20 protein-coding genes are annotated in these 18,668 nt (G+C 65.9%); 11 read left to right on the plus strand and 9 right to left on the minus strand.

Annotation, left to right across the window (positions count from 1 at the left end):
* Positions 1-186: hypothetical protein (locus GTP77_RS30365; RefSeq protein ID WP_223149367.1), on the minus strand; the 186-nt coding region annotated here is incomplete at its 3' end.
* Between the two features lie 53 nt (positions 187-239).
* Here GTP77_RS30365 and argA point away from each other — a divergent pair.
* Positions 240-1,550 carry an amino-acid N-acetyltransferase gene (gene argA, locus GTP77_RS18400; RefSeq protein ID WP_161073609.1) on the plus strand — a complete coding sequence of 437 codons (1,311 nt, stop codon included), beginning with the start codon at positions 240-242 and terminating at the stop codon, positions 1,548-1,550.
* Between the two features lie 36 nt (positions 1,551-1,586).
* On the plus strand, positions 1,587-1,859 hold the full coding sequence (locus GTP77_RS18405; protein WP_161073610.1) for an oxidative damage protection protein: 273 nt from the start codon (positions 1,587-1,589) through the stop codon (positions 1,857-1,859).
* A gap of 25 nt (positions 1,860-1,884) precedes the next feature.
* On the opposite strand, the gene GTP77_RS18410 is transcribed toward GTP77_RS18405, so the two are convergent.
* Positions 1,885-2,268 (minus strand): hypothetical protein, encoded by a 384-nt coding sequence (locus GTP77_RS18410; RefSeq protein ID WP_187358763.1) that lies wholly within the window; start codon positions 2,266-2,268, stop codon positions 1,885-1,887.
* Positions 2,269-2,286: 18 nt separating this feature from the next.
* Positions 2,287-2,961, minus strand: coding sequence for a ribose-5-phosphate isomerase RpiA (rpiA, locus tag GTP77_RS18415; protein WP_161073611.1), 675 nt, complete (start codon positions 2,959-2,961; stop codon positions 2,287-2,289).
* Positions 2,962-3,082: 121 nt separating this feature from the next.
* On the opposite strand from rpiA, the gene GTP77_RS18420 reads away from it, so the two are divergent.
* From GTP77_RS18420 to GTP77_RS18430, 3 genes are read left to right on the plus strand one after another with little or no spacing between them, the layout of a single operon-like run.
* Positions 3,083-3,451, plus strand: coding sequence for a response regulator (locus tag GTP77_RS18420; RefSeq protein ID WP_161073612.1), 369 nt, complete (start codon positions 3,083-3,085; stop codon positions 3,449-3,451).
* Positions 3,451-4,080: a chemotaxis protein CheC gene (locus tag GTP77_RS18425; protein WP_161073613.1), complete on the plus strand. Its 630-nt coding sequence runs from the start codon at positions 3,451-3,453 to the stop codon at positions 4,078-4,080. Before GTP77_RS18420 ends, GTP77_RS18425 begins: the two co-directional genes overlap by 1 nt.
* Positions 4,081-4,082: 2 nt before the next feature.
* On the plus strand, positions 4,083-5,045 hold the full coding sequence (locus GTP77_RS18430; RefSeq protein ID WP_161073614.1) for a sensor domain-containing diguanylate cyclase: 963 nt from the start codon (positions 4,083-4,085) through the stop codon (positions 5,043-5,045).
* Between the two features lie 4 nt (positions 5,046-5,049).
* Here the strand turns inward: GTP77_RS18430 and GTP77_RS18435 are convergent, their stop codons facing one another.
* Positions 5,050-5,922 (minus strand): AraC family transcriptional regulator, encoded by an 873-nt coding sequence (locus tag GTP77_RS18435; protein ID WP_228893550.1) that lies wholly within the window; start codon positions 5,920-5,922, stop codon positions 5,050-5,052.
* Positions 5,923-6,074: 152 nt separating this feature from the next.
* Here GTP77_RS18435 and GTP77_RS18440 point away from each other — a divergent pair, with 152 nt between their 5' ends.
* Both GTP77_RS18440 and GTP77_RS18445 read left to right on the plus strand, forming a co-directional pair.
* A complete protein-coding gene (locus GTP77_RS18440) occupies positions 6,075-6,827 on the plus strand; it encodes an SDR family NAD(P)-dependent oxidoreductase (RefSeq protein ID WP_161073616.1) in 753 nt (250 codons plus the stop codon).
* A gap of 19 nt (positions 6,828-6,846) precedes the next feature.
* A complete protein-coding gene (locus GTP77_RS18445; RefSeq protein WP_161073617.1) occupies positions 6,847-7,164 on the plus strand; it encodes a hypothetical protein in 318 nt (105 codons plus the stop codon).
* Between the two features lie 59 nt (positions 7,165-7,223).
* On the opposite strand, the gene eda is transcribed toward GTP77_RS18445, so the two are convergent.
* Entirely contained in the window at positions 7,224-7,841 is a 618-nt protein-coding gene (gene eda / locus GTP77_RS18450; protein ID WP_187358764.1) for a bifunctional 4-hydroxy-2-oxoglutarate aldolase/2-dehydro-3-deoxy-phosphogluconate aldolase, read from the minus strand.
* Positions 7,842-7,843: 2 nt separating this feature from the next.
* On the minus strand, positions 7,844-9,760 hold the full coding sequence (gene edd, locus GTP77_RS18455) for a phosphogluconate dehydratase (RefSeq protein ID WP_161073618.1): 1,917 nt from the start codon (positions 9,758-9,760) through the stop codon (positions 7,844-7,846).
* A 215-nt stretch (positions 9,761-9,975) separates the two neighbouring features.
* Here edd and pgi point away from each other — a divergent pair, with 215 nt between their 5' ends.
* Positions 9,976-11,628: a glucose-6-phosphate isomerase gene (gene pgi, locus GTP77_RS18460; RefSeq protein ID WP_161073619.1), complete on the plus strand. Its 1,653-nt coding sequence runs from the start codon at positions 9,976-9,978 to the stop codon at positions 11,626-11,628.
* A gap of 5 nt (positions 11,629-11,633) precedes the next feature.
* A complete protein-coding gene (locus GTP77_RS18465; RefSeq protein ID WP_228893555.1) occupies positions 11,634-12,521 on the plus strand; it encodes an SMP-30/gluconolactonase/LRE family protein in 888 nt (295 codons plus the stop codon).
* Between the two features lie 30 nt (positions 12,522-12,551).
* Here the strand turns inward: GTP77_RS18465 and GTP77_RS18470 are convergent, their stop codons facing one another.
* Complete coding sequence (locus GTP77_RS18470) at positions 12,552-14,006, minus strand: methyl-accepting chemotaxis protein (RefSeq protein ID WP_161073620.1); 1,455 nt, start codon at positions 14,004-14,006, stop codon at positions 12,552-12,554.
* Between the two features lie 336 nt (positions 14,007-14,342).
* Between GTP77_RS18470 and zwf the strand changes: the two genes are divergently transcribed.
* Together zwf and GTP77_RS18480 are read left to right on the plus strand one after the other, a co-directional pair.
* Positions 14,343-15,815 (plus strand): glucose-6-phosphate dehydrogenase, encoded by a 1,473-nt coding sequence (zwf, locus tag GTP77_RS18475; RefSeq protein WP_161073621.1) that lies wholly within the window; start codon positions 14,343-14,345, stop codon positions 15,813-15,815.
* Between the two features lie 4 nt (positions 15,816-15,819).
* On the plus strand, positions 15,820-16,674 hold the full coding sequence (locus GTP77_RS18480) for an SIS domain-containing protein (RefSeq protein WP_161073622.1): 855 nt from the start codon (positions 15,820-15,822) through the stop codon (positions 16,672-16,674).
* A gap of 17 nt (positions 16,675-16,691) precedes the next feature.
* On the opposite strand, the gene prfH is transcribed toward GTP77_RS18480, so the two are convergent.
* Complete coding sequence (gene prfH, locus GTP77_RS18485; RefSeq protein ID WP_161073623.1) at positions 16,692-17,321, minus strand: peptide chain release factor H; 630 nt, start codon at positions 17,319-17,321, stop codon at positions 16,692-16,694.
* Entirely contained in the window at positions 17,321-18,556 is a 1,236-nt protein-coding gene (locus GTP77_RS18490; protein ID WP_161073624.1) for an RNA ligase RtcB family protein, read from the minus strand. Before GTP77_RS18490 ends, prfH begins: the two co-directional genes overlap by 1 nt.
* Positions 18,557-18,668: the final 112 nt, after the last annotated feature.

An 18,668-nucleotide genomic window follows, 5' to 3' on the forward strand; every position in this document is an offset into this window, starting at 1 on the left:
GCCCGGGGCGCGTGCGGCGCGTCCGGCCTGGCCCTGCTGGCCGCCGCGCTGGGCGCCGCGTTGCCCCCCTTGTGGCGCGCGCGTCACAGCGGGCGTATCGCCGCGAGAGGCGGCTGCGTTGGCGGCGGGAGCGGTGGATGGCTGCTGCGGAGTGGAAACTGGTGGCTTCTTGCTGGCTTCTGACATGTTTTTTACTAGTATTTGGCGCGAAAACCGCGCACCGAATTATAATGCGGCAAATGGAAAACCCTACCCAATTCGTCCAATGGCTGCGCTCCGTCGCGCCCTACGTCCACGCTTTCCGCGGCAAGACCTTCGTGGTCGCCTTTCCCGGCGAACTCGTATCGGCTGGCGCCCTGCCGGTGCTGGCCCATGATTTGTCGCTGCTGCAGGCGCTCGACATCAACGTGACCGTGGTCTACGGCTCGCGCCCGCAGGTGGCCGAACAGCTCGCGCTGCGCAATGTGGAAGGCCGTTTCCACAACGGCGTGCGCATTACCGACACCGCCGCCATGGAATGCGCCAAGGAAGCGGCCGGCGAGCTGCGCCTGGACATCGAGGCCGCGTTCAGCCAGGGTTTGCCCAACACGCCCATGTCCAATGCGGCCATCCGCATCATTTCCGGCAACTTCATCACCGCCCGCCCGCTCGGCGTGATAGACGGCGTGGACCTGGAGCTGACCGGCATCACCCGTAAGGTGGACGCCGAGACCATCCACTCCATCCTCGGTTCGGACGGCCTGGTGCTGCTGTCGCCGCTGGGCTTCTCGCCCACCGGCGAGACCTTCAACCTGACCATGGAAGACGTGGCCTGCAGCGCCGCCATCGCCCTGCACGCCGACAAGCTGATCTTCATCACCGAAACGGACATGATGACCGACGCCGCCGGCGCCGAGATCCGCGAGCTGTCCTCGCACCAGGCCGAAGCCGTGCTGATGGCCGGCTTCCTGCCCGACGCCACCGCATTTTACTTGAAGCACTGCGTCAAGGCCTGCAACAACGGCGTGGAGCGCTCCCACATCGTGCCCTTCGCCATGGACGGCTCGGCCCTGCTGGAACTGTTCACCCACGATGGCGTGGGGACCATGATCTCGCACGAAAACCTGGAATCGCTGCGCCAGGCCACGATCGAAGACGTGGGCGGCATCATCAAGCTGATCGAACCGCTGGAAGCGGACGGCACGCTGGTCAAGCGCGGCCGCGAGCTGATCGAACGGGAAATCGACCTGTTCTCCGTCATCGAGCACGACGGCGTGATCTTCGGCTGCGCCGCGCTGTACCCCTTCCCGGAACAAAAAATGGCCGAAATGGCATGCCTGACCGTCAACCCCGACGTGCAAGCCCAGGGCGACGGCGAGCGCATCCTCAAGCACATGGAAAACCGCGCCCGCGCGCTGGGGCTGTCCAAGCTGTTCGTGCTCACCACCCGCACGGCGCACTGGTTCATCAAGCGCGGCTTCGTGCCGGCCACGGTGGACGCGCTGCCGAAGGACCGCCAGCGCATGTATAACTGGCAGCGCAAATCCCAGGTTCTGATTAAAACCTTATAATCACGGTTTCACCACACCGCATTAGGAGCACCAAAGATGGCCCGCACCGTCCATTGCATCAAACTGAACAAGGAAGCCGAAGGCCTGGATTTCCCGCCTTACCCGGGTGAACTGGGCAAGAAGATCTACCTGTCCGTCTCGAAAGAAGCCTGGGGCGCCTGGCTCAAGCACCAGACCATGCTGGTCAACGAGAACCGCCTGAACCTGGCCGACCTGCGCGCGCGCAAATACCTGGCCACGCAGATGGAAAAGCACTTCTTCGGCGACGGCGCCGACGCAGCAGCCGGCTACGTACCGCCGGCGGAATAAAAAAAGGCGCCAGCGGCGCCTTTTTTTATCGCTGCAAAGGTTTGCACTGCCGCAGCTCGCACTTGGCCAGGTAGGCCGTGCCGTTGCTGCACATCATGCGGTAGACCTCCACCGGGCCGGGCTCGGACAGCAGCCCGGCGCCGGGGCCGCCGTTGCCGTCGCAGCCGGCCTTGCGCGCCATGCGCTCCACCGTGGCCGACGAGGCGCCGGCGCGGAAGACCACTTTTTCTATCTCCACCCCGTCCACCGCCACGCGCTTGCTGCCGTCGCTGGCCAGCTCGGACACCACGGGCTTGCGCACCGTGGCCGCGCGCCGGGCCGCCTCGGCTTCCTGCTCCTGGTCCTGCTTGAACGGCAACTGCGAACAGGCACTCAACACCACGACCGACAGCAACAGCAAGCGTTTCATAGACGTCCTGGGGAGGGATTAAAAGGTCAGCGTGCGCACGCCGTCGGCGGTGCCCAGCAGGCAAACGTCGGCGCCGCGCGCAGCGAACAGGCCCACGGCGATGACGCCGACGATCTGGTTGATCTGCGCTTCCAGGCCTTTAGGATCGGTGATGGCCAGGCCGGCCACGTCCAGGATGTTGCCGCCATTGTCGGTGACGAAGGCCTCGTCGGTGCCGGCCTTCAGGCGCAGCTTGGGCTGGCCGCCCAGCGCGGCCAGCTGGCGCGCCACGGCGTTGCGCGCCATCGGCAGCACTTCCACCGGCAGCGGGAACTTGCCCATCACATCCACCAGCTTGGAGCCGTCGGCGATGCAAACGAACTTCTTCGACACGGAAGCAACGATCTTCTCGCGCGTCAGCGCCGCGCCGCCGCCCTTGATCATGGCGCCCTGCTCGGTGATCTCGTCGGCGCCGTCGATGTAGACCGCGATTTCGGCCACGTCGTTCAGGTCCAGCACAGCGATGCCGTGCGCGGCCAGGCGCGCGGCGGTCGCTTCCGAGGAAGCCACCGTGCCCTTGATCTGGTGCTTGATCTTGGCCAGTTCGTCGATGAAGAAGTTGGCGGTGGAGCCGGTGCCGACGCCGATGATGTCGCCTTCCACGTGGGCGATGGCGGCGCGGGCTACGGCTTGTTTCAGTTCGTCTTGGGTCATGATAAAAAATTAAGAGTAGGAATGCGGGAAATCGAATTGCCGCTATTTTAGCGGATCGCCACCGCGCCCCCGCGTGTTTATGCGAGAATAAGCTCCCAGACATAGCCCGCCAGGAAAGCGCATGGAGTCCGTCAAACAGATACTGGTCGTCGACGACAGCCGCGTCTCGCGCCTGATGGCGCGCCAATACATCCTCAGCATGCATGCCGGCTGGATCGTGGAAGAAGCCGCCTCCGGCGAAGAAGCGCTGCAAAAAATCGAGGGCTACACGCCCGACCTGATCCTGATCGACGTGAACATGCCCGGCATGGGCGGCCTGGCCGCCGCCGAGCAATTGCGCGCGCGCCTGCCGCACACCCACATCTCGCTGCTGACAGCCAACGTGCAGACCGCCACCCGCAACCGGGCCGCCGAAATCGGCGTGGCCTTCATGGAAAAACCCATCACCGAGGCGCGCGTGGCCCAGCTGATCGCGCCGCTGGAGGCCTAATGTCCTTCACCCTGTCCGAACTGGAACACGACGCGCTGGTCGAAATTTTCAACATCGGCGTGGGCCAGGCCGCCGCCGCCATGAGCGGCATCGTCAACGAGGCGGTGACCATGTCGGTGCCCTCGATCAGCTTCCTGAACCGCGCCGATGCCGCCGCCCTGCTGGGCCACCGCGGCGAACAGGCGCAGCGCATCTGCGGCGTGAGCCAGCACTATGCCGGCGCGTTCGAGACCGAAGCCATCCTCATGTTCCCCGAGGATAAAAGCCTGGAGATCGTGCGCCTGATGGTGGGCGAGCTGGTGCCGCTGTCCGAGCTGACCGAGATGGAACAGGAGGCCATGAGCGAGATCGGCAACATCATCCTGAATTCCTGCGTCGGCACGCTGGCCAACATCTTCGAGCAGGAGCTGCAAGGCTCGCTGCCGGTGTACCACGTGGGCACCAGCGAGGACATCCTGAGCGCCTCCGGCAGCGCCGCCGACTCGGTGGTGATGATGCTGCACATCGACTTCATCCTCGAGATGCACCAGATCCACGGCTACGTGGCCTTCATCCTGGACGTGTCGGCGCTGCGCGACCTGAAGGAGCAGATCAATCTCTATCTGCGCCGCGTGATGGGCAGCAATTGACCATGGAACTGGAAGCAAACCGTCTCGGCCTGCTCGAGAGTGTGCTGGGCGCGGTCCACCTGGGCGCCATCGTGCTGGACTCGCAGGGCCGCATCGTCTTGTGGAACCGCTGGATGGAGCAGTACTCCGCCATGCCGGCCAGCGATGTGCTGTGCCGCGACTTCTACACGCTGTTCCCGGAGATGCGCAGCCAGCGCATCGGCATGGCCATCCAGCAGGCGCTGGTGAGCAACTTCCCCTCGCTGCTGTCGCAGACGCTGAACAAGTCGCCCTTCCCGCTGCACGCCAACCGCTCTGCGGCGGCGCGCGGCGAACGCCTGCAGCAAGCCATCGCCGTCACGCCGGTGACGATGGCGGCCGGCGCCGGGGAGCGCCACTGCCTGATACAGATCACCGACGTGAGCATCGCCGCCAACCGCGAGAAGGTGCTGCGCGAGCAGGCCATGGTGCTGCGCTCGCAGACCTTCTCGGACGGCCTGACCGGCGTGGCCAACCGACGCCATTTCGATGTCGCCATCGACAAGGAGCAGCGCCGTGCCAAGCGCAACGGCGGCAAGCTGTCGCTGCTGATGATAGACATCGACTTCTTCAAGGCCTACAACGACCACTACGGCCACCAGCATGGCGACCAGTGCCTGATCCAGGTATCGGCCGCGCTGACGGCCATGCTGCACCGCTCCACCGACCTGCTGGCGCGCTACGGCGGCGAGGAATTCGCCATCATCCTGCCGGACACGGACGCCGAGCAGGCCATCAAAATGGCGGAGAGCTTGCGCCAGCGGGTGCTGGCGCTGGATCTTGAGCACCGCTACGCGGCCGAAGGCAAGCGGCTAGTGACGGTCAGCGTGGGCGTGGCCACGCACAGCCCCGAGCAGCCGTTCGACGTCCCCGCCCTGATCGGCGCCGCCGACCGCGCCCTCTACGCAGCCAAACGCGCCGGCCGCAACTGCGTCTCCGCGCACTAGCGCTTCACGATCTCATGTCGCGCGTAATCCTCGCCGCGTCCCGGCCCGGCGGCAGGCCGAACTCGCGAGCGTACTCCCGACTGAACTGCGTCGAGCTCTGATAGCCCACGTCATGCGCCGCAGCGGTAACGCTGTAGCCTGCGGCCACCAGAAGGGTACGGGCTTGCAACAAGCGGATCTGCTTTTGATATTGCACAGGGCTCAACGCCGTGACCGCCTTGAAGTGGCGATGAAAGGCTGACACGCTCATCGCGGCGCTGCGGGCCAGGTCCTCTACCCGCAACGGCGCAGCATAGCCACGGCGGATCTGCTGAATGGCGAGGTTGACGCGAGCCAGTGCACTGTCGGGTACCGCAATGTCGCGCAGCATCCAGCCCATCGGCCCCTGCAATACGCGGTAGAGAATCTCCCGCTCATACACCGGCGCCAGCGCAGGAATGTCGGTGGGATAGCGCATCAGCCGCAGCATCCTCACCCACGCATCGAGCAGTTCCGGCGTCACCGGCGCTACGGAGAACGCGGACCTGCCACCCAGCTTCCAGGCAGTTTCAGGCAGGTCGCCCAGCAGGTTGGCTATCAAGCCGGCATCCAGCGTCAAACTCACCGCCAGGTAGGGCTCTCCATTGTTAGCCGGATGCACAGTGCCCGCGGCGGGCAGCCCCACCGACATGACAAAGTAAGTCGCCGGGTCGTAGTGCAGGCTGCGTCCACCGACCACCATGCACTTCCCACCCCTGAGAATTAGGTTGATCATGGGGTCGTAGACTGCGGACAGCTGGTGCTGCGGAATTGCGCCCTGCACCATGGCAACTCGCGGAATGCCGGTTTCAGTCCGGCGATTCTCGGCCCCGGCGGCGAGCGCACGCAGTTCGTTCAATTGATTTTCCATTTCCGGATTAAACCCCAGCCAGGCCCCGAACCGCAATCAAAAAAGCAGGAATGGACAGGTTTCAGGCATAAACCGGCAAGCCGGCCTTCGCCGGATTCTTTATCGTTGCGGCTCTCGACCACAACTCATCGGAGCATCAAGTGAATCAAGCGAACATTGTTGTCATCACCGGCGGCAGCCGCGGTATCGGCGCCGCCACCGCACTGGAATGTGCGCGCCGCGGCTTGGACGTCATCCTCACCTATCACAGCCAGGCGCAGCGGGCCGACCAGGTGGTGCGGCGGATCACACAAGAGGGTGGCAAGGCGGCAGCCCTGCAGCTGGATATCAGCGATGCCACCAGCTTCACCGGCTTTCGCAGCGCGGTGGAAGGCCTCCTGGCCGATGTGTGGGGCATGACCGAGCTGGCCGGACTGGTAAACAACGCCGGCCATGGGCTCTTCAATCCCATTGCGACCGTGAGCGAGGCGCAATTCGACAGCCTGATGAGCGTCCACCTCAAAGGCCCGTTCTTCTTGACCCAGGCCCTGCAACCATTGATGAGACAAGGCGCCGCCATCGTCAACCTCAGCAGCGCCACCACCCGCGTGGCCACGCCCGGCGTGGCCCCCTATGCGGCTTTCAAGGGGGGACTGGAGGTCTTGACGCGCTACATGGCCAAGGAGTTCGGCGAGCGCCGCATCCGCGTCAACTCGGTCGCGCCGGGCGCCATCCGAACCGAGCTGGGGGGCGGCCTGAACAAGGATTTTGAAGCGCTGCTGGCGTCGCAAACCGCCCTTGGCCGCGTCGGCGAGCCGGAGGACGTGGCACGCGTAATCGGCATGCTGCTTACCGACGACGGGGCCTGGGTCAATGCACAAAACATCGAAGTTGCTGGCGGCTACATCATCTGACTTGAAAAGGAGCATCACCATGCCGAAGTCTCCAATAGCAGAGGCGCTCGAGATCACCAACTTCCGCCTGGCCGCCGGCGTGTCGATGAAAGACTTCATCGCCGCCAACCAGGACGTGGATGCTTGGCTGGAACAGCAGCCCGGCTTTATCCTCCGCCGCGTCAGTCAAAACGCGAACGGCATCGTTACCGACATGCTGCTGTGGACATCCGTCATGCACGCCGAACGCGCCGTGCATGGCATCGTCACAGAACTGGCCGGCTCGCCGGTGCATGCCGCCATTGACCAGTCAACGGTAGACTGGTCGGTCACCCGGTGCCTGCACCGGGTGAAGTGAAACCCGCATCAGGGCCGCGCAGACCAGCCGAAGAAGCCGACCACTGCGCAGTCCAGAGCTTACCGCAGCGCGCTGGCGGCTTTGGCCAGGGCGGTGATGCCGTCCCAGTCGCCGGCTTGCATCAGGTCTTTCGGGGTCAGCCAGGAGCCGCCCACGCAGGCCACGTTCTTCAGTTTCAGGAACTGCGGCGCGGTCTCGATCGAGATGCCGCCGGTCGGGCAGAAGGTGATGTCGCCCAGCGGACCGGCCAGCGCGTTCAGCATGCCCACGCCGCCCGCCGGCACTGCCGGGAACAGCTTCAGCTGCTGGAAGCCCTGCTCGCGCGCGGCCATCACTTCGGATGGGGTCATCACGCCAGGCAGCAGCGGCAGGCCGCTGCTCTTGGCGGCGGCGATCAGCGCCGGGGTCAGGCCAGGCGACACGCCGAACACGGCGCCCGCGTCGCGCGCGGCGGCGAATTCTTCCGGCTGCGTCAGGGTGCCGACGCCGACGATGGCGCCTTCCACCGCCGACATGGCCTTGATCGCGCCCAGGCCGTGCTTGGTGCGCAAAGTCACTTCCAGCACGCGGATGCCGCCCGCGACCAGGGCCTTGGCCAATGGCACGGCGTGGTCAGGATCGTCGATCGCGATCACGGGGATCACGGCGGAGGTGCGCATAATGTCCAGCAGGGTCATGGTCAGTCCTTCTTCATCGAATAGTCTTCATCGGAACCGGGCACGGTGTTGCCCACCGGGTCGGCTTCATGCAGGCCCACAGTAGTGGGGATCGGCGACGGCAGCGAGAACGTGGTGGCGCCCTTCTCCGCTTCGCACACGCTGTTGCGGAACATGGCGAACAGCTCGCGGCCCATGCCCACGCCGTTCGGCGACAGGTCGGCCGTGGCCAGCGAGCGCGCATGCCACACGTCAGTCGGCACCAGCGCCTCCAGCGTTCCGGTGAAGGCGTCCACGCGGATGATGTCGCCGTCGCGCACCAGGCCGAGCGGACCGCCCGCCAGGATCTCGGGCGACACGTGGATGGCCGCCGGCACCTTGCCGGAAGCGCCGGACATGCGGCCATCCGTCACCAGCGCCACCTTGCGCCCGGCGTCCTGCAGATTGGCCAGCGCCGGAGTCAGCGCGTGCAGTTCCGGCATGCCGTTGGCGCGCGGACCCTGGAAACGCAGCACGGCCACGAAGTCGCGGTCCAGCTTGCCGGCCTTGTAGGCGGCCATGAAATCTTCCTGCGAGTTGAACACCAGCGCCGGCGCTTCCACCGTGCGGTGCTCTTCCTTCACTGCCGACACCTTCATCACGGCGCGGCCCAGGTTGCCCTGCACCAGCACCATGCCGCCGTCCGGCGAGAACGGATTGGTGTGCTTGCGCAGCACTTTCTCGTCGCCGCTTTCGGCCACGGCGTCTTTCCACACCACGCCGTCGTTGGTCTCGTTCAGGAAAGGCTCGGTGCAGTGCGCGCGCAGGCCTTTGCCCAGGATGGTGGTCACGTCGTCGTGCAGCAGGCCGGCGTCCAGCAGTTCGCGGATCACGAAGCCGGTGCCGCCGGCGGCGTGGAAGTGGTTCACATCGGCGTCGCCGTTCGGGTAGATGCGGGTCAGCAGCGGCACCACATTGGACAGCTCGTCGAAGTCGTTCCAGTCGATCACGATGCCGGCCGCCTTGGCGATGGCCACCAGGTGCAGCGTGTGGTTGGTGGAGCCGCCGGTGGCCAGCAGGCCCACCACGGCGTTGACGATGCATTTCTCATCGACGATGCGGCCCACCGGCAGGTACTCGCCCTGCTCGGTGATCTGCGCCGCGCGCTGGGCTGCGGCGGCGGTGAGCGCGTCGCGCAGCGGCGTGCCGGGGGTGATGAAGGCGGCGCCCGGCAGGTGCAGGCCCATCACTTCCATCAGCATCTGGTTGCTGTTGGCGGTGCCGTAGAAGGTGCAGGTGCCTGCGCCGTGGTAGGACTGCGATTCGCCTTCCAGCAGCTCGTCGCGGGTGGCCTTGCCTTGCGCGTAGCGCTGGCGGATGGCGGCTTTTTCCTTGTTCGACAGGCCGGTGGTCATCGGGCCGGCCGGCACGAACACGGCGGGCAGATGGCCGAAGTGCAGCGCGCCGATCAGCAGGCCCGGCACGATCTTGTCGCACACGCCCAGGTAGACCGCCGAGTCGAACATATTATGGGACAGCGCGATGCCGGCCGCCATGGCGATGGCGTCGCGCGAGAACAGCGACAGCTCCATGCCGGGCTGGCCCTGGGTCACGCCGTCGCACATGGCGGGCACGCCGCCGGCGAACTGCGCCACCGCGCCAACCTTGCGCACGGCGTCCTTGATGATGGCCGGGAAGCCCTCGAAGGGCTGGTGCGCCGACAGCATGTCGTTGTAGGCCGACACAATCGCCACGCTGGGCTTCTTCAGCTCTTTCAGCGCCAGCTTGTCGTTGGCCGGGAAGGCGGCGAATCCGTGCGCCAGATTGGTACAGGCCAGCACGCCGCGCTGCGGCCCCTTGACGCGGGCCGCCTCCAGGTGCGCCAGGTAGGCGCCGCGCGATGGCCGGGAGCGCTGGATTATCCGCGCCGTTACGGTTTCAAGTACAGGATGCACCGCCATGATCGTTCCTTATGAAGTAATTACGTGAAATTTTACTACAAAAATAGTGGAATGCACCGTCTGATTTAGCAAAACGGTACGAAAACCAGCCCCGGCATCAGCCCGCAGCACCAGCGCCGAGGCGGTTCGCTAGACATTTTGTAGTGAATTTACCTCTTTTTACTGTATTATGAACAATATCCCAGCAACCCAGTGCCGACCCCGAGCCAACCATTATGCGCCAGCCCGCCCTCACCACGACCGCCGCCTACCAAGCCCTCGCCGCCCACCATATCGACATCCAGGACAAGACCCTGCGCCAGCTGTTCGCCGCCGAGCCGCAGCGCTTTGCCGACATGTCGCTGGACGCCGCCGGCCTGTATCTCGACTATTCGAAAAACCGCCTGACGGCCGACACCATCGCCCTGCTGGCCAACCTGGCCCGCACGCGCGGCCTGGTGCAGCGCCGCGACGCCATGTTCGCGGGCGAAAAAATCAATACTACCGAAGGCCGCGCCGTGCTGCATACGGCGCTGCGTATGCCGCGCGGCAAGGAGCTGAATGTGGCCGGCCAGGACGTGGCGGCCGACGTGCATGCGGTACTGGACCGCGTCCGCGTGTTCACCGACAAGGTGCGCAACGGTTCCTGGCTGGGCCACAACGGCAAAGCCATCACCGACATCGTCAATATCGGCATCGGCGGCTCGGACCTGGGCCCGAAAATGGCCTGCCTGGCGCTGCGCTCCTATGCCCATCCGCGCCTGAAGATGCACTTCGTGTCGAACGTGGACGGCCACGACCTGGACGCCGTGCTGGCCCAGGTCAATCCGGACAGCACGCTGTTCATCATCGCCTCCAAGACCTTCACCACCGCCGAGACCATGCTCAACGCGCAGACCGCGCGCAGCTGGTTCCTGCAGCACGGCACGGAAGCGGCGCTGGCCAAGCACTTCGTGGCCGTGTCCACCAACACACAGGCCGTCACTGCCTTCGGCATCGACGCCGACAATATGTTCCCCTTCTGGGACTGGGTCGGCGGCCGCTACTCCGTCTGGTCGGCCATCGGCCTGCCGGTCGCGCTGGCGGTCGGCTTCGGCTACTTCAGCGACTTCCTGGCCGGCGCGCACGAGCTGGACGAGCACTTCCGCATCGCGCCACTGGAGCAGAACCTGCCGGTGCTGCTGGCCCTGATCGGCTTCTGGAACCGCCAGTTCCTGGGCTGCGCCTCGCTGTCCATCGCGCCCTACCACCAGGACCTGAACCGCTTCCCGGCCTACCTGCAGCAGCTCGACATGGAGAGCAACGGCAAGCGCGTCACGCGCAACGGCGCGCCGGTCGATACACCGACCTGCCCGGTGGTCTGGGGCGAATGCGGCACCAACGCGCAGCACGCCTACTTCCAGCTGCTGCACCAGGGCAGCGACATCGTGCCGATGGACTTCATCGCCGCGCTGCGCCCCACGCACGACCATCCCGGCCATCACGACGCGCTGCTGGCCAACTGCTTCGCCCAGTCGGAAGCCTTCATGACCGGCAAGACCGAGGACGAAGTGCGCGCCGAACTGAAGGCCCAAGGCCTGCCCGCCGCGCAGATCGACGAGCTGGCGCCGCACAAGACCTTCCCCGGCAACCGTCCGTCCAACACCATCCTGGTGGACGTGCTGAGCCCCGCCGCGCTGGGCGCGCTGATCGCGCTGTACGAGCACAAGACCTTTGTGCAGGGCGTGCTGTGGGACGTGAACAGTTTCGACCAGTGGGGCGTGGAGCTGGGCAAGGTGCTGGCCAAGAACATCCAGTCCGAGCTGACCGGCGAAGCGCAGCCCGCGCGCCACGACAGCTCCACCAACGGCCTGATCGCGCTGGCGAAAGCCGCGCAGAACCTGCGGTGAGCCGGATGAGCTACTACGTGGAAGCATTCAGCGCCGAAACCATGCTGGTGGGCGAAAGCCCGCTGTGGCACCACGGCGAGCAGACCCTGTACTGGGTGGACATCGAAGGCTTCGCCATTCACAGCCTGAAGCCCTCCACCGGCGAGCACCGCAAGTGGCCCATGGCGAGCGAGCCGTCCGCGCTGGCCATGAGCGCCGGCGGCGGCCTGGCCGTCGCCACCCGCGCCGGCTTTATGCAATTCAATCCGGAAGACGGCACGCTGCACGCCATCGCGCCCGCGCCCTACGACACCACCACTACCCGTTTCAACGACGGCAAGGTGGACGCCGCGGGCCGCTTCTGGGTAGGCACCATCTACGAGCCGCGCGACAAGCAGGCCGCCGAGATGTATGTGCTGGAGCGCGGCCAGGTACGCCTGGCCTGGTCCGGCGGCATGACCAACTCCAACGGCCTCGGTTTCAGCCCCGACGGCAGCGCCATGTACCACGCCGACACCGCCGCCCACCGCGTCACGCGCTACGATTTCGACCTGGCCAGCGGCACGCAGTCCAATCCGCAGGTGCTGCACCAGTTCTCGGCCGACAAGGCCAACAACTACGGCGGCCGTCCGGACGGCGCGGCCGTGGACAGCGAAGGCAACTACTGGGTGGCGATGTTTGAAGGCGGCCGCATCGCCAAGCTGTCGCCCTCGGGCGAGCAGCTCGACGAAATCGTGCTGCCGGTGCGCTGCCCTACCATGGTTGCCTTTGGCGGCGCGGACCTGAAAACGCTCTACATCACTACCGCCAGCAAGCGCCCTGCGGAAGAACTGGCCGCCATGCCGCTCAGCGGCCGCGTACTGCAGGTGCGCGTCGCCGTGCCCGGACTGCCCGCTCCCGCCTACCAGCCCTAAGCCCGCAAAGGCCCCGGGCGCACGCCGGACTTACACGCTGGCGAGACGCGCTCCGCGCGGTGCGGGCGCAGCGTCCAGGCGGAAGGCGGAGACCAGCTCGGCGAGCTGCTCCGCCTGCAAGCGCAATGCCTCCGAGGCGGCGGCGTCTTCCTGCACCAGCTGCGCATTCTCCTGCGTGGTTTCATCGAACGCGGCGATGGCCTGGTTGATCTCCTCCAGGTCGCGGCTTTGCTCTGCGCTGGCCTCGCGCATGCGCGCCATGATGTCGGTCACGTTCTGCACGCTGCCCACCACCTGCATAATGGTTTCGCCGGCACGCTCCACCAGCGTGTCGCCGCGCTGCACCGTCTGCACGGTATTGCCGATCAAATCCTTGATCTCCTTGGCCGCGCTGGCGCTGCGCTGGGCCAGGTTGCGCACTTCGGACGCCACCACCGCGAAGCCGCGTCCCTGCTCGCCCGCGCGCGCGGCTTCCACCGCCGCATTCAGGGCAAGGATATTGGTCTGGAAGGCGATCCCGTCGATGACGGAAATAATTTCCACAATCTGGCGCGCCGAGGCATTGATCTCGCCCATGGTGTCCACCACCGCGCGCACAGCCTCCCCGCCCTGCGTTGCCATGCCGGACATCTGCAGCGCCAGCGCATTGGCCGTGTGCACGTGCTCCGCGCTGGCCTTGACGGCGGCGGTCAGCGCGCCCATCGCGCGCGCGGTCTGCTCCACGCCGTTGGCCTGGCGCTCGGTGCGGCGCGACAATGCGGCATTGCCCTCGGCGATCTCGCGCGTGGCGTGGGCGATGGTGTCCGTACCGCTGCGCACGCTACCCACCGTGTTGCGCAAGGTGGCAATCATGCCCTGCAGGGACTTGCCCAGCGTGCTGCGCGCCTCGCCGCCTTGCGCCGGACTCAGGTCGATCTGCTGGCCGCCGCCGTCCAGCGCCGTCACCAGGCGCTCCAGCTCCTGCGCCTGCAGCGCCGCGCGCCGCAGCATGGCCGCCACATAGATCAGCGCGGCCGACTCCACCACCACGAACACCGCGTGCACCAGTACGATCAGGAAGCCGGGCGTGGTGAAGCACATCACGCCGTATTGCGCCTCCTGCAGATAATGGAAACTCAGATGGTGCACGGCGATGGTGGCCGCCGCCACCACGATGGGGCGCCAGTCGCGATACACCACCAGCAGCGCCAGGTACACGAATATGCCGAAGTGCAGTTCGGTCAGTCCGGCGCCCTGGTGAATGTGCAGCGCGGCAAGCACCATCACCGACATCGCATTGGCGCAGCGCGCCGCCAGCGAACCGGGCGCGCGCAGATGCAGCAGCGTCGGCAGCAGCGCGGCGGGCAGCGCCACCAGGCCCACCAGGGCCCAGGTGCCGTGCCAGTTGGCCAGCGCGGCGGAGAACAGCACCAGCACCCACAGCAGGGCAAGAATGAAACGGTCGGCCTGGACGGCGATCGCGTGCAGCGTGTTTTTTGAAGTCATGTCAGTTCCTCCGCGCGAGTGCGGGAAATGAGGGAAGAAACTGTGCGGGGGACGGGCACGGAAGGCGGCGGCGCGGGCGCGCCGGATGCCGGTCGGAGATGGGGACCGGCCTAAGCCTAAAGGATACACCGAAATTAAAATACTTTACAGAAACAAATGCAACGCAAAGCACGCCCTGCAGCGCTGAAATGGCGCAAATGTAGTAAAATTTCTTGCAATCGCCACAAATGGGTAGTAAATTTACATTTGCAACACCACTGATAAGCGGCCACCCCGCGCGAGCGCGGCCGGGCTGCTGATACTATAGTCCCCCACACCACCTGCGACAATACGATTATGGCTCTTACCGATTTTGATCTGGTTCTGTTTGGCGGCAGCGGCGACCTGTCGATGCGTAAACTCCTGCCCGCGATGTACTCGCGCGACGTTTGCGGCGACCTGCCGCCCACCGCGCGCATCATCTGCGTCGGACGCCAGGAGTCCACTCAGGAGGAGTTTATCAACGTGGTCAACACCACGTCCAAGCCGCTGATCAAGTCGCCGGCCGTCACGCCCGAAGCCTGGGCGCGCTTCACCGCCCGCATCGTGTATGTGTCGCTGAACGCCACCGACTCGTCCACCTACGGCGCGCTGGTCGAGGCGCTGCGCGTCGATCCTGCCTTGACCCGCGTCTACTACCTGGCCACGCCGCCGCACCTGTTCGCGAAAATTTGCGACAACCTGAAAGAGAACGGCCTGGCCACCAAGAATTCGCGCGTGGTGCTGGAAAAACCGCTGGGCCGCGACCTGGCCTCGGCCAAGCAGATCAACGCCGAAGTGGGCCAGGTGTTCGAGGAATCGCAGATCTACCGCATCGACCACTACCTGGGCAAGGAGACCGTGCAGAATCTGCTGGCCCTGCGCTTCGGCAACATCCTGTTCGAGCCGCTGTGGCGCCGCGAATGGATTTCGGACGTGCAGATCACCATCGCCGAGAAGCTGGGCGTGGGCAACCGCATCGGCTACTACGACACCTCGGGCGCGCTGCGCGACATGCTGCAAAACCACCTGCTGCAGCTGCTGTGCATCGTGGCCATGGAGCCGCCAACCTCCATCGCGCCGGACGCCGTGCGCGACGAGAAGCTGCAGGTACTGCGCTCGCTGAAAAAATTCACTCCCGCCACGCTGGCGCAGAACATCGTGCGCGGCCAGTACCGCGCCGGCCACGTGGACGGCCAGGCTGTGCCAGGCTACCGAGACGAGCCGGACGCGCCGCAGAAATCGCGCACCGAGACCTTCGTCGCCATGAAGGCGGAAATCGACACCTGGCGCTGGGCCGGCGTGCCGTTCTACCTGCGCACCGGCAAGCGCATGGCCGACTCGCTGGCCGAGATCGTGGTGCGCTTCAAGCAGATTCCGCATTCCATCTTCAACCAGCCGACCAACAGCTTCCAGCCGAACTGCCTGGTGATCCGCCTGCAGCCGGACGAAGGCCTGCGCATGAACCTGATGGCGAAAACGCCGGGCGAAGGCATGCGCCTCAAGCCGGCCGAGCTGGAACTGGACTTCCGCGAAACCTTCAAATCGCCGCGCATGGACGCCTACGAGCGCCTGCTGCTCGACGTGCTGCGCGGCCAGCTGACCCTGTTCATGCGCGGCGACGAACTGGAAGCGGCGTGGGAATGGGTGGAGCCCATCCTGAACCACTGGGAGCAGGACGAGTCGGCGCCGACGCCGTACGCCTCCGGCACCTGGGGCCCCGCCGCCGCCAGCGCCCTGATAGGCCGCGACGGCCTGCAGTGGCGCGAAGAAGCATTGCCCGAGGACTGAGCAAGTGCTGCTCGACTCCATCCGCACCCAGCTCGATTCGCTCTCGAAGTCCGAGCGCAAAGTCGCGCTGGCGGTGCTGGACCATCCCAACCTGATCGTCGACCAGAACATCACTGCGCTGGCGCGCGCCGCGCAGGTGTCCGAGCCCACCGTGGTGCGCTTTTGCCGCACCCTGGGCTACGACGGCTGGCACGAATTCAAGCTGAAGCTGGCGCAGGGCCTGGCCCTGGCCCTGCCCGGCCTGAACGAGCAGCCGGCGCAGGACGACCTGGCGGCGGACCTGGTCAACAAGATCTGCAGCCGCTCCATCAACACCCTGCTCGACCTGCGCAACAACCTCAAGCCGGAAGCGATCCAGCAGGCGCTCGACATCCTCAAGCGCGCCAACAAGATCGAGTTCTACGGCCAGGGCACTTCCGGCATCGTGGCGGCGGACGCGCAGCACAAGTTCTTCCGCTCCGGCGTGCCCACCGTGGCCTACGCCGACCCGTCCATCCACAGCATCGCCGCCGCCCTGCTGCGCACCGGCGACGCGCTGGTGGCCATTTCTCAGCGCGGCAACAGCCCGGCGCTGGTGCGCTCGGTGAAGCTGGCCCGGCGCGGCGGCGCGGACGTGATCGTGCTGGCCCCGTCCGGCACGCCACTGGCCGAACTGGCCACGGTGCTGATCCCGATCGACCTGATCTTCAACATCGACCCCTACACGCCGATCTCGGCGCGCCTGGCCTACCTGGTGGTGATCGACGTGCTGGCCGTGGGCCTGGCCCTGCAGCGCGGCCCGGAATTCCGCAAGAAGATGCAGAACGCGCAGAAAGCGCTGCAGGAATTCGACCTGCAGTTCGACTCCTTCATCGGCTAGCACTCCGCGCGCCGGCACTACCCCGCCTCGATAAAGCTCTTGCCGACAAAAGTACGGCGCGCGCTGCCCCGCTCAACCTGGCTGTGCTGCGCGCGCAGCGCGGCTTGCGCCGCCTTGCTCCGTCCAGCTTGCGCCTCCGCCAGCTTGCCCGCCAGGAGCACGGCCGCCAGCCGCTTGTTGGCCAGCTGGCTGCGCTGCGCCTGCACTTTTACCGACAGGCCGCTGGCGATGTGCGTCGCCCTGACCGCGCTGCTGGTCTTGTTCACATGCTGGCCGCCGGGGCCGGACGCGCGCATCGCTTCAAAGCGGATTTCGCTGTCCGGCAACGGTTCCGGCGCCTCGTGCAAAGCGCCGCCGATGAACCAGTTCTTGCGCTTGTGCCCCGGCCGGTAAGGGCTGTCGCAAATCCACACCAGCGTGCCGCACCAGTTCTGCGCCAGTCCAAGCGCCATCCTGTTCTCCTCCTTGCTGGCCAGGCCAAGCAGCAGCGAGCTGTAGGTGCCGGGCACAGCGCCCGGTTCCTCTTCCAGCACTTCGACCTTGACGCCCGCCTTCGCACCTTCGCGCATCAGCGCCGCCAGCGCATGCCGCACCGCCAGGCAGCACTCCGCAGGTCCCGTGTTGGCTGTTAGTTGGAGCAATATCATCAGCAGCACTCCCCGCGTGTTTTGTAGGTCAGCAGCGGCTGGAAGCGCGCCACCGCTTCCACCAGGCCTGCGCCCAGCATGCTGTCGAGCACACTGCCGACGTCCTTGTAGGCTTGCGGCGCTTCCTCGTAAATCAGCGCCTTGTCCTCGCAGATCACGCGGCCGCCAAACGTTGTGCGCGCCAGCTGCGCGGGAGTCGCCTTGCGCTGCAGGCGCTCCTTGCAGTCGCCGCGTATCCATTTGCGGCCGGCGCCGTGAGCCAGCGATTGCAGGCTGACGCTGTCCTGTGCTGGCAGCGGCTGCAGCAGATAGCTGTAATCGCCGCGCGAGCCGGGCAGCATCACCATGCCCCGGTCGGACGGATTGGCGCCCTTGCGGTGCAGCCAGCCCGCCTCGCCATCGATGACGGCGGGCGTCACCAGATTGTGGTCCACATCCAGCACCATGGCGCCTTCGCTGCGCAGGCGCAGCAGCATGCGCAGGGCGATCAGGCGCCGGTTCAAGTGCGCATAGGACAGCGCGGCATCGTGCTGCCGCAGGTAATCCCGCGCCGCCGGGGTGCAGTCTTCGAGGCCGGCGTGACCGTGCAGGTCCACGTGACGGCGCAGCACGATCTGGCCCAGCCCGCGCGAGCCGCTGTGCACCATCAGCTGCAAGCGTTTTGCCTGCAGCCCGGCGCCGTCAAACAGCTCCGGCTGCAAGACGGCGGACACCGATTGCAGCTCCACAAAGTGGTTGCCCAGCCCGATGGTGCCCAGCGCATGCATGCTGCCCGCGTCCAGGCCCGCCGCCGCCAGTTCGCGCTCCAGCGAGGCGAGCGCGCCCTCAAGACCGTCTGCATGGGCTCCGCCGCCATCCCCTCCTTGGTCCAGCGCGCGCTGCAATTCCGCCAGGCGCGACAGTTCGGCCTCGTCCGGAGGAACATCGAGGTTGCCGATCTGCTTGTCGAGCTTGTCGAGCTTTACTTTGCCCGCGAGCAGTCCGGTTTGCCACAAGCTGACGCCGCAGCCGATATCGCCGCCGCACAGCGCGGGATAAAAGCGTCCGACAGAAAAGAAGGAAGCGCCGACCGGATAGCCCCGGGCGGGATGCAGATCAGGTAATCCCACCACCCGGCGCATGCCGGCCAGCAGGGACGTGGTCTGGAGCTGCTGCAGCGCAGCACCTTCCAGCCACAGGTCGTCCGACGCCACGACAGATGCGCGGTCGGACACATTGCGAATGAATTTGCCCATTCTTGATTTCCATGTGTAGTCCTTTGGAAATGGGCACTGGCGGTAGCGCTTAGCTGACTGGCTTGCGCACGCGGGTATCCAGGCCCATCGAAGTGGTCTTCTCTTGTGATGC

Source organism: Pseudoduganella aquatica (assembly GCF_009857595.1).
Lineage (GTDB): Bacteria > Pseudomonadota > Gammaproteobacteria > Burkholderiales > Burkholderiaceae_D > Rugamonas > Rugamonas aquatica_A.